General features: G+C 57.6%; 14 protein-coding genes. 8 read left to right on the top strand and 6 right to left on the bottom strand.

Features of this window, described 5'->3' with window-relative positions; genetic code table 11:
- The first annotated feature begins 1 nt into the window (after position 1).
- The 4 genes from ID864_RS12000 to hemW all read left to right on the top strand — a co-directional run bounded on the left by ID864_RS12000 (position 2) and on the right by hemW (position 3,080).
- On the top strand, positions 2–715 hold the full coding sequence (locus ID864_RS12000; protein WP_191149911.1) for a YggS family pyridoxal phosphate-dependent enzyme: 714 nt from the start codon (positions 2–4) through the stop codon (positions 713–715).
- Positions 716–723: 8 nt separating this feature from the next.
- Positions 724–1,263 (top strand): YggT family protein, encoded by a 540-nt coding sequence (locus tag ID864_RS11995; protein WP_048917250.1) that lies wholly within the window; start codon positions 724–726, stop codon positions 1,261–1,263.
- A 94-nt stretch (positions 1,264–1,357) separates the two neighbouring features.
- The gene (locus ID864_RS11990) at positions 1,358–1,951 is read left to right on the top strand and encodes an XTP/dITP diphosphatase (protein WP_048917251.1); all 594 of its coding nucleotides are present in this window, start codon (positions 1,358–1,360) and stop codon (positions 1,949–1,951) included.
- Complete coding sequence (gene hemW / locus ID864_RS11985) at positions 1,944–3,080, top strand: radical SAM family heme chaperone HemW (protein ID WP_048917252.1); 1,137 nt, start codon at positions 1,944–1,946, stop codon at positions 3,078–3,080. The genes ID864_RS11990 and hemW overlap by 8 nt, the downstream gene beginning before the upstream one ends.
- A gap of 82 nt (positions 3,081–3,162) precedes the next feature.
- Here hemW and ID864_RS11980 read toward each other — a convergent pair whose 3' ends face one another.
- From ID864_RS11980 to trmB, 3 genes are all read right to left on the bottom strand, one after another.
- Positions 3,163–3,876, bottom strand: coding sequence for a YggN family protein (locus ID864_RS11980; protein WP_048917253.1), 714 nt, complete (start codon positions 3,874–3,876; stop codon positions 3,163–3,165).
- A gap of 114 nt (positions 3,877–3,990) precedes the next feature.
- Entirely contained in the window at positions 3,991–4,317 is a 327-nt protein-coding gene (locus ID864_RS11975) for a YggL family protein (protein ID WP_048917254.1), read from the bottom strand.
- Positions 4,317–5,036 carry a tRNA (guanosine(46)-N7)-methyltransferase TrmB gene (gene trmB / locus ID864_RS11970; RefSeq protein WP_048917255.1) on the bottom strand — a complete coding sequence of 240 codons (720 nt, stop codon included), beginning with the start codon at positions 5,034–5,036 and terminating at the stop codon, positions 4,317–4,319. Before trmB ends, ID864_RS11975 begins: the two co-directional genes overlap by 1 nt.
- A 240-nt stretch (positions 5,037–5,276) precedes the next feature.
- Between trmB and mutY the strand changes: the two genes are divergently transcribed.
- The 3 genes from mutY to mltC are packed head-to-tail and all read left to right on the top strand — an operon-like array spanning position 5,277 to position 7,775.
- Positions 5,277–6,371: an A/G-specific adenine glycosylase gene (gene mutY / locus ID864_RS11965; protein ID WP_191149910.1), complete on the top strand. Its 1,095-nt coding sequence runs from the start codon at positions 5,277–5,279 to the stop codon at positions 6,369–6,371.
- On the top strand, positions 6,371–6,643 hold the full coding sequence (locus ID864_RS11960) for an oxidative damage protection protein (protein WP_191149870.1): 273 nt from the start codon (positions 6,371–6,373) through the stop codon (positions 6,641–6,643). The genes mutY and ID864_RS11960 overlap by 1 nt, the downstream gene beginning before the upstream one ends.
- A gap of 52 nt (positions 6,644–6,695) precedes the next feature.
- Entirely contained in the window at positions 6,696–7,775 is a 1,080-nt protein-coding gene (gene mltC / locus ID864_RS11955; protein ID WP_048917258.1) for a membrane-bound lytic murein transglycosylase MltC, read from the top strand.
- A gap of 208 nt (positions 7,776–7,983) precedes the next feature.
- Here the strand turns inward: mltC and ID864_RS11950 are convergent, their stop codons facing one another.
- Together ID864_RS11950 and ID864_RS11945 are read right to left on the bottom strand one after the other, a co-directional pair.
- A complete protein-coding gene (locus tag ID864_RS11950) occupies positions 7,984–8,814 on the bottom strand; it encodes a phosphoenolpyruvate hydrolase family protein (protein ID WP_048917259.1) in 831 nt (276 codons plus the stop codon).
- A 2-nt stretch (positions 8,815–8,816) separates the two neighbouring features.
- Positions 8,817–10,037, bottom strand: coding sequence for a Tm-1-like ATP-binding domain-containing protein (locus ID864_RS11945; RefSeq protein WP_048917260.1), 1,221 nt, complete (start codon positions 10,035–10,037; stop codon positions 8,817–8,819).
- Positions 10,038–10,323: 286 nt separating this feature from the next.
- Here ID864_RS11945 and ID864_RS11940 point away from each other — a divergent pair, with 286 nt between their 5' ends.
- Positions 10,324–10,959 (top strand): TetR/AcrR family transcriptional regulator, encoded by a 636-nt coding sequence (locus ID864_RS11940; protein WP_048917263.1) that lies wholly within the window; start codon positions 10,324–10,326, stop codon positions 10,957–10,959.
- A 120-nt stretch (positions 10,960–11,079) separates the two neighbouring features.
- Here the strand turns inward: ID864_RS11940 and ID864_RS11935 are convergent, their stop codons facing one another.
- Positions 11,080–13,221 carry an ornithine decarboxylase gene (locus ID864_RS11935; RefSeq protein ID WP_191149869.1) on the bottom strand — a complete coding sequence of 714 codons (2,142 nt, stop codon included), beginning with the start codon at positions 13,219–13,221 and terminating at the stop codon, positions 11,080–11,082.
- Positions 13,222–13,692 lie beyond the last annotated feature (471 nt).

Raw genomic sequence — 13,692 nt, 5'->3', positions numbered from 1 at the left:
TATGACTTCGATTGAGCACAACTTACAGCAAGTCCAGCTGCGGATCTCAGCGGCGGCAGCACAGTGCGGGCGCGATCCGAAAGAGATTACGCTGCTTGCAGTGAGCAAAACCAAACCCGCGAGCGCGATCGAAGAAGCAGTGGCTGCCGGGCAGCGCTGCTTCGGCGAAAACTACGTGCAGGAAGGCGTGGATAAAATCCAGCTGCTGGCTAATCCCGCACTCACCTGGCACTTTATCGGTCCGCTGCAATCCAACAAGAGTCGGCTGGTGGCGGAGCACTTTGACTGGTGCCATACCGTTGACCGTCTGCGCATTGCCAGCCGCCTTAACGACCAGCGCCCGGCAGGGTTAGACGCACTGAATGTTCTGATTCAGGTAAATATCAGTGACGAACAGAGTAAATCAGGCATTATGCTGGCTGACCTGCCTGCGCTTGCTCAGCAGATAACGGAAATGCCGCGTCTGAAACTGCGCGGGCTGATGGCAATCCCGGCGCCGGAAAGCGACTACGCACGCCAGCTGGCGGTGTGTCAGCAGATGGCGCAGGCTTTCACGCAGCTGCAACAGGATTACCCCGGCGTCGACACGCTGTCGCTGGGAATGAGTGACGATATGGCTGCTGCTATAGCGGCGGGCAGTACCATGGTGCGTATTGGCACTGCAATTTTCGGCGCGCGCGACTACGGTCAGGCCGCTGCTAATCACAACAACTGAGGAACCTCATGCTAGCGTTGATCTTTCTGGTAACAACCGTGATGGCGATTTATATCAAAGTGTTGTTACTGCGCATCTGGATGCAGTGGGCGCGCTGCGACTTCTACAACCCGTTCTCACAGTTTGTGGTGAAAATCACTCAGCCGGTGGTAAAACCGCTGCGACGCATTATCCCCTCTATCGGGCCGCTGGATAGCGCTTCCCTGCTGATTGCGTATATCGTCAGCGTACTGCTGGGGCCGGTGCTGCTGCGTCTGTTCGTGCCGGATCCGATCTTCCTCTACCTCGGCCTGGTTATCCTGGTGAAAGCCGCCGGCGTGCTGGTGTTCTGGGTGATCATCGTGCGCTCACTGATGAGCTGGATAAGCCAGGGGCGCAACCCGGTTGACTACGTGCTGATCCAGCTGACCGAGCCGTTAATGGCCCCGGTGCGCCGCATTATTCCGGCGATGGGCGGCATCGATTTCTCAGCAATGGCGGTGATCCTGATCCTCTACATGCTGAATTTCTTAGGCCTTGAATACATCCCAGGCTGGGCCCAGTTCTAATCTAACCGTCGCCTTTTACCCTACAGGTGCGTTGGTCGCCTTCCTGTAGGGCAAAATTCCCGGTTATATCACTCTTCATTGTTGTGGATTAACTATGCAAAAAGTCGTACTCGCCACCGGCAACCCCGGTAAAGTTCGTGAACTGGCTGACCTGCTGGCCGCGTTTGGCCTTGATATCGTGGCGCAGACGGAACTGGGCGTGGAGTCAGCCGAAGAGACCGGCCTGACCTTTATTGAGAATGCCATTCTGAAAGCGCGCCACGCGGCAGCCGTCACCGGCCTGCCGGCGATTGCCGACGACTCCGGTCTGGCGGTCGATGCGCTCGGCGGCGCACCGGGAATCTACTCGGCGCGCTACGCGGGTCTTGACGCCAGCGACCAGCAGAATCTTGACAAGCTGCTGGTCACGCTGGATCCCGTGCCGGATGGCCAGCGCCAGGCGCAGTTCCACTGCGTGCTGGTCTACCTGCGCCACGCTGAAGACCCAACCCCGCTGGTATTCCACGGCAGCTGGGAAGGTGAAATCACCCGCGCTGAAGCAGGCCAGGGAGGATTTGGCTATGACCCGATCTTCTATGTGCCGGAATTAGGGAAAACGGCGGCAGAGCTGACAAAGGACGAAAAGCGTGCGGTTTCTCATCGCGGTAAAGCGTTGAGCCTGCTGCTGGACGCCATGAAAAATGGTTAAGCTGCCCCCGTTAAGCCTGTACATCCACATTCCGTGGTGCGTACAGAAATGCCCGTACTGCGATTTCAATTCCCACGCGTTAAAAGGCGAAGTGCCGCACGAGGAGTACGTGCAGCACCTGCTGAACGATCTGGATATCGACCTGCCGCTGACCGGCGGGCGCGAGGTCAGCACCCTCTTTATTGGTGGCGGCACCCCGAGCCTGTTAAGCAGCGAAGCGATGCAGATGCTGCTGGACGGCGTGCGGGCGCGCCTGCCGCTATCGCCAACGGCAGAAATCACCATGGAAGCCAACCCCGGCGCCGTGGAAGCCGAACGCTTCAGCGGCTATCAGCGCGCGGGCATTAACCGCATCTCGATTGGCGTGCAGAGCTTCAGCGCCGCCAAGCTGGAGCGGCTGGGGCGCATTCACGGCCCCGAAGAGGCCCGGCGTGCCGCAAAGCTGGCGGAAGACCTCGGCCTGCGCAGCTTTAACCTCGACCTGATGCACGGCCTGCCCGATCAGTCGCTGGCCGAAGCGCTGGACGATTTACGCCAGGCAATTGCCCTCAACCCACCGCACCTGTCGTGGTATCAGCTGACCATTGAACCGAACACGCTGTTCGCCTCACGGCCGCCGCGCCTGCCGGATGAAGACGATCTGTGGGATATTTTCGAGCAGGGGCATCAGCTGCTGAGCGCCGCCGGCTATCAGCAGTATGAGACTTCGGCCTACGCCAAACCGGGCTATCGCTGCGAGCACAACCTAAACTACTGGCGCTTTGGCGATTACCTCGGCATCGGCTGCGGCGCGCACGGCAAGCTTACCCAGCCAGATGGCACGATTATTCGCACCACCAAAACCAAGCATCCGCGCGGTTTTATGGCCGGGAAATATCTTGATAAGCGCCATGAAGTGGCGGACAGCGAGAAGCCATTCGAGTTCTTTATGAACCGTTTCCGCCTGTTGGAAGCCGCGCCGCGTGCCGAATACAGCCTTTACACCGGTCTTGCGGAAAGCACCATCCGCGCGCAGATCGACGAGGCACTGGCGAAGGGTTACCTGACGGAAACCGCGGAATACTGGCAGATTACGGAGAAGGGAAAGCTGTTCCTGAATTCGCTGCTGGAGCTGTTTTTAACGGAATAAAAAAGGCCGACCGGTAAAAAGGGTCGCCCCCGACAGCGGTAGGGGCTGACCTTCTTTTTCGGTCAGCCCGCATAAACCACGATTACTTCAATCCGGCAATCAGCGCCTTGCGTTGCCCTTCCAGCGCGGTCACGCGATTACACACCTCATGACCAAAGTTCTGGAAATCCTGCTCCTGATTGCTCCACTCGGCCTGAATTGCCTGCTGTAAGCCACCAAGGTTGCCCATGATCGCCTGCAGCGGATTATCGCCGCTGGTCTGCTTGCTGCCCATCTCGTTCAGGCTGTCCTGCACCACGCCGCCCAGCGCGTTCTGCACCAGCTGTTCACCGTCCTGACGTACCTGATTGACCGCCTGATGGTGGAAGGTCAAGCCGTCGCTGCGGTGCTCAATAATGCGGTTCATCTGCTGCTTGAGCTGGCCGTCCAGCGTCGTCAGGCGCTGACGCACCTTGCTGTTTTCACCCAGCTTCTGCACCACCACCCGGTCCAGCGCCACGCGGCCTTTCTCCAGGCGCTGCTGGGCACCACTATCAATCCACGGCAGGTCGCGGCGCAGCGCGCCTTGGTAATCAATGGCTTTCTGGCGCGTGGCGGCGTCAACATCGACCACTTTGCCGTTGCGCTGCACATCGCCTACCGGAGAGATTGCCAGTTTACCGCTGGCACCCACCACCTCAACCTGGTTTGGGCTGATGATGATGTCGTCCTGAGGATTCACGCTGCACTGATAATCTGCCTGTGCCTGACCGGCGGCCAGCAGCAGTAATGCCCCGCTGAATAGCGCTTTGCGCATAAATTTCGCTCCTTGATTGAGAAAGGGCCGATCGGAAAAAAGATCGGCCCCTACAATGGGTGATGTGCTTTCTCTCGTAGGGGCTGACCCTCTTTTTCGGTCAGCCCTGACAAGTTAGTCCCACCAGACGTCGAAAAGTTCGGTCACTTTAACATCGTTTAACTTACGCGCTTCCAGCCAGTTCTTCACCAGTTCGCGGTGCTCATCGGTGCATTTACCGATTTTCTGCAGGCAGATCAGACCTTCCCACTGCAGGTAGCCGCTGCCGTCAAACGCCAGGCCGTTAGGGTCGATCACTTCATTGATCAGGGCATCAACCGTACTGTCGATGGTCTCTTCGCTACTGCCTTCCGGGAAAGTGAAGCCCACGGAAAAACCTAACTCCTGAAACTCATCAATGTGCATTTTCTTACGAAGACGACGACTGCGTTGTGTAGCCATTATTTAACCCTCTCAAACATCAGATCCCAAACACCGTGGCCAAGACGCTGGCCGCGCTGCTCAAATTTAGTTAACGGTCGTGATTCCGGGCGTGGCACCCAGTTAGCCGTTTCCGACTGGTTTTTGTAACCGTCGATGCTGCTCATCACTTCGAGCATATGTTCAGCATAGGCTTCCCAGTCGGTTGCCATATGGAACACGCCGCCCAGCTTCAGCTTGCGCATCACCAGCTCGGCAAACGGCACCTGCACGATGCGGCGCTTATTGTGGCGCGCTTTATGCCACGGATCGGGGAAGAACAGCTGCACCATACGCAGCGAATTATCCGGGATCATGGTGTTCAGCACTTCCACCGCGTCATGGCACATCACGCGCAGGTTATCGACGCCCGCTTCCTGCGCCGCAGCCAGGCAAGCCCCCACGCCAGGCGAGTGCACTTCAATGCCGAGGAAGTTCTGCTGCGGATTGCTGGCCGCCATTGACACCAGCGAAGCGCCCATGCCAAAACCAATCTCTAATACCACCGGCGCATCACGGCCAAACAGCGTGGTTAAATCGACCGGTTCCGGCTGATACTCAACGCCCATCACCGGCCACAGCTGATCCAGCGCCTGCTGCTGGCCTTTAGTCAGACGGCCCTGGCGGCGCACAAAGCTGCGGATCCGGCGCATAGCGCGGCCGTTTTCGTCAAATTCCGGTGAGATAACATCGTTTTTCATGATTCTGCCTGCGGCTGTGCACTTTGGAAAGCGGGCATTATGCCTTCAGGAAGGCAAAACATAAAGACCGCCCTGCTTGTCAGCTTACCCGGCTAGCAGTATAGACGCCGCAGGCATCGCTGGCTGCATCCGGCCAGCAATGCGATAACAAATTACCGTGATTATCCGGTTTACACTCCTTACTGTCTGTGCTGGAATCCCTGCCTGATTTTTAGCAACGACAGGGCGGCGGTTTCGATGATGCAGGCAGCACAATTTTCTCAGCAGGTACTGGCGTGGTATCAGCGCTTCGGGCGGAAAACCCTGCCGTGGCAGCTGGAAAAAACGCCCTACAAAGTCTGGCTGTCCGAGGTGATGCTGCAACAGACGCAGGTCGCCACCGTCATCCCCTATTTTGAACGCTTTATGTCACGCTTCCCGACCGTTACCGACCTCGCCGCCGCGCCGCTGGATGAAGTACTGCATCTGTGGACCGGCCTCGGCTATTACGCCCGCGCGCGCAACCTGCACAAAGCGGCGCAAAGGGTGGCCGAGAAGCATGGCGGTCTCTTCCCGCAAACCTTCGAAGAGGTCGCTGACCTGCCCGGCGTCGGGCGCTCCACCGCCGGGGCTATCCTCTCTCTGGCGCTCGGTAAGCATTTCCCTATTCTTGACGGCAACGTGAAGCGCGTGCTGGCGCGCTGCTATGCGGTGGATGGCTGGCCGGGGAAGAAAGAGGTGGAGAAACGCCTGTGGCAGCTCAGCGAAGAGGTCACCCCTGCCGAAGGGGTCGGCCAGTTCAATCAGGCGATGATGGATCTGGGCGCAATGGTTTGCACACGCTCCAAACCCAAGTGCGAGATCTGCCCGCTGAACCTCGGCTGCATTGCCTATGCTAACAGCAGCTGGGCACAGTACCCTGGCAAAAAGCCAAAGCAGACTATCCCACAGCGCACCGGTTGGCTGCTGCTGATGCAGCAGGGGCAGGATGTCTGGCTGGAGCAGCGCCCGCCGGTGGGGCTGTGGGGCGGGCTGTTCTGCTTCCCGCAGTTCAGCACTGAAGAGGAGCTGCGCCAGGCGCTACGCAACAACGGGGTGGATGACCAGCGGCTGCAGCAGATGACTGCCTTCCGCCACACCTTCAGCCATTTCCATCTGGATATTGTGCCTATGTGGCTGGATCTGCCTTCGGCCCGTGTGGCAATGGATGCCGGGCCGGGTCTCTGGTATAACTTAGCGCAGCCGCCCGCCGTAGGGCTGGCCGCGCCGGTGGAACGTCTGCTACAGCAGCTGCGTCAGCCGCAGCAAATGGCGCTGAGCGCTCGCGCGACAGAAGAAGAGGAAGAGGAAGAGTAATGAGCCGAACTATTTTTTGCACGTTCCTGCAACGTGACGCCGAAGGGCAGGACTTTCAGCTGTATCCGGGCGATGTGGGTAAGCGCATCTACAACGATATTTCTAAAGAAGCCTGGTCAAAGTGGATGGCAAAACAGACTATGCTGATCAACGAAAAGAAACTCAGCATGATGAACCCAGATGACCGTAAGCTGCTGGAGCAGGAGATGATTAAGTTCCTGTTTGAAGGCCACGAAGTCCATATCGAAGGTTATACCCCGCCAGAAGAATAAGCGTTGGGCCTCACAGATGAGGCCCTCTCAATTGTGGGCGAAGCATTAAACGATGAACAAGAAACTGATAAGTCTGCTGGTTATTGCACCATTACTGATCTCCTGCTCCGGCAAGAAACAGAATAACTATCATGAAGAGTGGGTTAAAGACACCAACGGCTTTGATATCCTGATGGGTCAGTTTGCCCACAACATTGAGAATATCTGGGGCATTAACGAAGTACTGATCGCCGGTCCAAAAGACTATGTGAAGTACAGCGATCAATATTATACCCGTAGCCATATCAACTTCGACGCCGGTAGCATCACCATCGAAACCATCGCCGGAACGGATCCTATGGCCAGCCTGCGCCAGGCGATTATCACGACCCTGCTGATCGGCGAAGATCCGGGTAATGTCGATCTGTACTCCGACGTCAACGATATTCAGATCAGTAAAGAGCCGCTGCTGTACGGCCAGGTGCTGGATAACACCGGCCAGCCGATCCGCTGGCAGGGGCGCGCCGCCAGCTTTGCTGATTACCTGATCCAGAATAAGCTGCAAAAGCGTAACTCTGGCCTGCATGTGATCTGGTCCGTCACCATTCCGATGGTGCCAAACCACCTCGACAAGCGTGCGCACAAATACCTGCCGATGGTGCGTAAAGCCGCCGAGAAATACGGGGTCGATCAGTCGCTGATCCTGGCAATTATGCAGATTGAATCGAGCTTCAACCCCTATGCGGTCAGCCATGCGGATGCGCTGGGCCTGATGCAGGTCGTGCAGCACACCGCCGGGGTCGACGTTTTCCGTATGAAGGGGAAATGGGGCAAGCCGAGCCGCAGCTATCTGCTGGACCCGGAAAACAATATCGATGCCGGTACCGCGTACCTGTCGATATTGCAGGGCAGCTACCTGTCCGGCATCAGCAACAGCACCTCGCGCCGCTATGCGGTGATCACCGCCTACAACGGCGGAGCGGGCAGCGTGCTGCGGGTGTTCTCCAGCGATAAAAATCGCGCCTTCAGCAACATTAACGATATGTCACCGGCGCAAGTCTATCAGCAGCTGACCACCAACCACCCGTCAGCGGAATCACGCCGCTACCTGGTGAAAGTGACCAACGCGCAGAAAGGCTATCACCGCTACTGACAGCCGCAGAGGCCGGGCATGCCCGGCCTTGTTTTATCGCCCCGCTAAGCTTTTTTCATTTTCTCGCTGAGCGCCGCCACAATAAAGCTGTGCAGTCAAAATACACCTGGTGTGCTTTCCTGCAATGACGGGCGCCCTGTTTTGCGTAACGTTACGCAATAAAAAAAGGGGTGCAGCACGGGCTGCACCCCTGAACGTTACGCTGAAGCTAGCGACTGATGTTTTTAAATTTTTTGGTGGTGTCGGTCAGCGCCACTTCGGTTGGCAGGCGTTCCATCGAACTGGCACCGTAGAAGCCGTCGCACTGCGGGCAGTTTTCGAGGATGTACTGCGCATCTTGCGGGCTGGAGATTGGCCCGCCGTGGCACAGCACAATCACATCTTCACGCACCGCTTTGGCCGCAGCGGCCCACTCGTTGATCAGCGGCACACAGTCCCTGAGCTGCAGGGCGGTTTCTGCACCGATATTACCGCCGGTGGTCAGGCCCATATGCGGCACGATGATATCCGCACCCGCTTCGGTCATGGCCACCGCGTCTGCGGCGCTAAACACGTAAGGGGTGGTCAGCATCTCTTTCTGATGCGCCAGACGGATCATCTCCACTTCCAGCCCGTAACCCATGCCGGTCTCTTCCAGATTGGCGCGGAAATTGCCGTCAATCAGGCCCACCGTCGGGAAGTTCTGCACGCCGGAAAAACCCAGCGCCTTGAGGTCGTCGAGAAACTTATCGAAATTGCAGAACGGATCGGTGCCGTTGACGCCAGCCAGCACCGGCGTCTGTTTCACTACCGGCAAGACCTCTTTCGCCATATCAACGACGATCTCGTTGGCATTGCCGTAGGCCAGCAGCCCGGCCAGTGAACCCCGCCCGGCCATGCGGTAGCGGCCGGAGTTGTAAATGACGATCAGATCGATACCGCCAGCCTCTTCGCACTTGGCCGACAGCCCGGTCCCCGCGCCGCCGCCGATGATCGGCTCGCGGCGGGCAATCATCTGTCTGAACTTAGTCAGCAGCTGCTGACGATTAAAAGCAGGCATAGTTATTTTCCTCTGGGTGCCAGTTGGCGAAATTGAGCCACCGCCGCAGCGGCAAATTGTGGATGATTAATATTCCACGGCAGTCTGATTATTTGTCGCAGCGTGGTTTGCTTTAGCTCAGCTTCCAGCGTGCGGATAAAGGCCCGATCCGCTTCCGGTGACCAGAACGGCTGGCCTTCTGCATCCAGCGCCGAGAAGCCACCTTCCGGGATCAAAAAGCGGATCTCGCCCGCGCAGCGGTTGAGCTTTTCCGCGATCCAGCGTGCCATCGCCACATTCTCTTCCACCGTGGTGCGCATCAGCGTCACCTGCGGATTGTGGTGATAGAACTGGCGAGCCGCGTACTTTGCCGGAATAGTGGAAGGATGGCCGAAGTTGACCATATCCAGTGCCCCGCAGGAGATGACGCAGGGTACTTCGCTGCGCGCCAGCGCATCAAAACGATCTTCACCGCAGGCCAGTACGCCCTCAAACAACAGATCGCACACCTCGGTGGTGGTCAGATCCAGCATCCCGCAGAGCATATGGCTGTCCGCCAGCTTCTCCATGGCTTTGCCGCCGCTGCCGGTGGCGTGGAATACCAGACAGTCATAGTCGGCCTCCAGCCCGCTGCTCACGGCCTCAACGCACGGTGTGGTAACGCCAAACATCGTCAGGCCGATAGCCGGCTTATCGCTGCTGTCCGGCGGCACGGAAAACATTACCGCCCCGGCAATCTGATGCGCGGCATTGCCCAGCACCCGGCGCGAAATGCGGTTCAGCCCGGCAACATCCGTCACCGAGTAAAGCATGGCGATATCGCTGGCGCCGATATAGCCGGAAACGTCACCGGACGCCATGGTGGAGACCATCAGCTTCGGGATGCCCACCGGCAGCGCCTGCATTGCGGGCGTGATCAAGGCCGTACCGCCCGAACCGCCTAAGCCGATCACCCCGGCTACATCATCGCGCTGGCTAAGGAAAATCTCAAAAGCCCTGGCCATCGCCACTATCGCCTTCCCCCTGTCGCCACAGAACACTGCACCGCGCCCTTCAGGGTGGAAATCCGCCACGGTTTCGGCAGAAATATCACCGGTAAAAGGTGTGCTAAGTTGTTGAGTTGACAGGTCAACTGTAACGACTTTTACCCCAGCCTGAGCAATCAGCCCGCTGACGTAAAACAGTTCCCTTCCTTTAGTATCCGCTGTCGCAACAGCGTAGATGGATCCAGTATCATTATTCATTGGCGTTAAAAAAACCTGTTATTTAGATTAATAAAGAGTTGATTAACTTGAGATAAAAACGTAAATAACCATAAGGTACAAAGAAACCACACTAAGTGATGCTAACAGTAGCACCTTGAAGATTGATAAATCAATTGAATGAAATATGAGTCTCTTAGTGATTTTGACTACGCTTATATGACCTGGGAGCAGCAGCAACCCTCCCCGGGCAGTCAACGCCGGTGACACTTATAGCTGTCTGCCGACCCGAAGATGAGATCGTTTGAACTGGAAAAATGAGGTTATCGTGGAGCAAAGGGATTCCGCTGGGGTGTTAGGGTTAACATCAACACGCGCAAGAACACGCCGCTTACTGATTGATACAGCGATGAAATTGTTTGATAGCGGGGCCTTTCCCTCTATCACTGAAGTAGCCCAGGAAGCGCAGCTGTCGCGCGCCACGGCTTATCGCTACTTCCCCACGCAAAGCGCGCTGGTCTCAGCTATCGTCACGGAGACGCTTAGCCCGATTAAACACTGGCAGCCGACCAAAAAGGATGCCAGCGAGCGCATCGATGAGCTGCTGAGCTTTGCCTTTCCGCGCATGCTGAAGCATGAAGGTACGCTGAGGGCCGCGCTGCACCTGTCACTGACCCAGTGGGCGCAGTCGCAGTCGACCGATGCGGTGCCGCCAAAAGAGAAGCTGGTGCGCGGCAATCGTAAAGCGATGCTGACCCAAGTCGCCGCGCCGCTGAGTAAAGAGCTGCCGCCCGCACTAATGGAGCGCGTGCTGCAGTCGCTGTCGCTGGTTTACGGCTCAGAGATTTTTCTGGTGATGAAGGATATCTGGGGCTGTGACAACGATGAGCTACAGGATATCGGCAAGTGGATTGCCAAAGCTATCGTGCGCCAGGCGCGGGAAGATGCTCTGGAACTGCAATAAAGCGTGGGTTAGTACCGGGCGAGGCATGCCTCGCCCCTACGCTGAACCACCTCAATGGTCGGGCATGCCTCGCCCCTGCGCTGAACCACCTTAACGGTCGGGCATGCCCGACCCAGTTTTTCACACCAGCACATACCCCTGCAGGCGCTTTACGCCGTCTTCACCCGCTTCGACATACACGCCCTGCAACTCCGGTGAGAAGCCCGGCAGCAGGTTCAGCCCCTCTTCCAGCGCCAGGAAGTAGCGCTGAACCGCCCCGCCCCACACTTCGCCCGGCACTACGCACAGCACGCCCGGAGGATAAGGCAGCGCGCCTTCCGCCGCGATGCGTCCTTCTGCCTCAGCGATCGGCACCAGCTCCACGTTCCCGCGAATAAACTCGATATTGGCATCCTGCGGGTTCATCGCCACTTTTGGCAAGCTCTGCTGGCGGAACATCGCCTTTTGCAGATCCTTTACGTCGTGGCTGACGTACAGATCGTGCATCTCCTGACACAGGCGCTTCAGCGTATAGCCCGCATAGCGGGCCGCATTTTTGCGGTAAATGGTCGGCAGCACGTCGCGCAGCAGGGCATCTTCTTTGATGTGCTGCTCGAACTGCGCCAGCTTCGCCACCAGCTTCGCCATCTTCTCTACGCTCTCCGCCGGGGTCAGCAGGAACAGGATCGAGTTAAGATCGCACTTCTCCGGCACCACGCCATTCTCACGCAGGTAGTTGGCGAGGATGGTGGCTGGAATGCCGAACGAGGCATATTTGCCGCTGGCGGCATCAATGCCCGGCGTGGTCAGCAGCAGCTTGCACGGGTCGACCAGATACTGATCCTTCTCATAACCGGCAAAGCCGTGCCACGCTGCGCCTGGCGCAAAGCTGAAGTAGCGCGGATCGGCGGCGATCGCATGCGTTGGCGCATCCTGCCAGGGTTTACCGTCAACCTCGTCGGGAATAAATGGTTGGATCATCTCACAGCGCGCGAGGATCGCCTTACGCGCATCAATCCCCAACACCACGCACTCGTGCCACAGGCGGCGTCCGGCCTCGCCCTGATGCATTTTCGCGTTGATATCCAGCGCGGCAAACAGCGGGTAGAACGGGCTGGTAGAGGCGTGCAGCATAAAGGCATTGTTCAGCCGCTTGTGGCTGCAAAAACGCTGCTGGCCGCGCAGGTGGTTATCTTTTTTATGGATTTGCGAGGTCTGCGAGAAGCCCGCCTGCTGCTTATGCACCGACTGAGTAACGAAAATGCCAGGGTCTGAGGGTTTGAGATCCAGCAGCAGCGGCGAGCAGGCCTGCATCACCGGAATAAACTGCTCGTAGCCGACCCACGCCGAGTCAAACAGGATGTAGTCACACAGGTGACCGATGCTGTCGATCACCTTACGCGCGTTGTATACCGTGCCGTCATAGGTGCCAAGCTGGATCACCGCCAGGCGGAACGGGCGCTCGTCGCTGGCGCGATGCGGCGCAACCTGCTGGATCTGTTTGCGCACGTAGGCTTCATCAAAACAGTGCGCGTCAATGCCGCCGATAAAGCCAAACGGGTTGCGCGCGGTTTCCAGATAAACCGGCGTCGCCCCGGCTTGGATCAGCGCCCCGTGGTGGTTGGATTTATGATTATTGCGGTCGAAAAGCACCAGATCGCCACGCGTCAGCAGCGCATTGGTCACCACTTTATTGGCGCTGGAGGTGCCGTTAAGCACGAAGTAGGTTTTATCGGCGTTGAACACCTTCGCGGCAAACTTCTGCGCATGCTTGGCCGAGCCTTCGTGGATCAGCAAATCGCCCAGCTTGACGTCCGCATTGCACATATCAGCGCGAAACACGTTCTCGCCAAAGAAGTCGAAGAACTGCCGTCCTGCCGGATGCTTTTTGAAGAACTCACCGCCCTGATGGCCGGGGCAGGCAAAGGTGGTGTTATCCATCGCCACGTATTTGGTCAGCGTCTGGAAGAACGGCGGCAGCAGCTGCGCCTGGTACTGCGCGGCGGCGGCTTCCAGCAGCGCAGCATCTTCCGCCTCTCCGCTCAGCACGCCGTCCACCGCCGGCAGATCTTCCGCCTGCGAAGCATCATCCAGCGCGATAAACACCGGCAGGTTAAAACCGGTATGACGCAGCAGCGCCAGCACGCCGGAGCGCGAATCAGAAACGGAGAGCACCACCGCTGCCACATCGGTAAAGTCGGTGTTATCCAGCGTCACGACTTCGCGCCCGGTCTGGAGGTGAATAGCGACGGTGGTACTGGCTGCAATTTTCAAAGGTGTCATAGCACAAATCCCAGGCGGTCAAGGATGAGTGGGTGCCAGAGGCACAGCATAGCAAGGCGCAAAAACGCCTTGCTGGCGAAAGAGTCACAGGCTGTCAGCGATGAAGTGCCGCTCAGACCGATAGACATCAGTAAAATCAGATCGCGTCTGTTTTTACGCATGGCCAAAAGTTAAGCGTAAGAAAACCTCACCGCACGGTGAAAGAATTTATCAACAGGGTATTACAGCAGGAAGATCGGCGGGCGCCCGGCATCAGCAGATGTCGGTTACAGATGCTGGCTGGCAGCAGTGAACCTCTCATGGCGGCGACCTCGATACGGGGATGATGAACACGTCAGAATTTTCGCAATAATGGCATTTTTTAATTGCTGGTTCAACCGGCAAAACAGCCTGCGCGGCAGGGAGTTCAGCGCCTCAATGCTATGGATTTTGCCCGAAAAAGTGACGATAAGTTGGTCTTTCAGAACAGTA

The organism is Erwinia aphidicola (assembly GCF_014773485.1).
GTDB classification, from domain to species: domain Bacteria; phylum Pseudomonadota; class Gammaproteobacteria; order Enterobacterales; family Enterobacteriaceae; genus Erwinia; species Erwinia aphidicola.
Note: the sequence above shows the minus strand (reverse complement) of the source record. Positions and strands in the feature narration are given on the sequence as shown.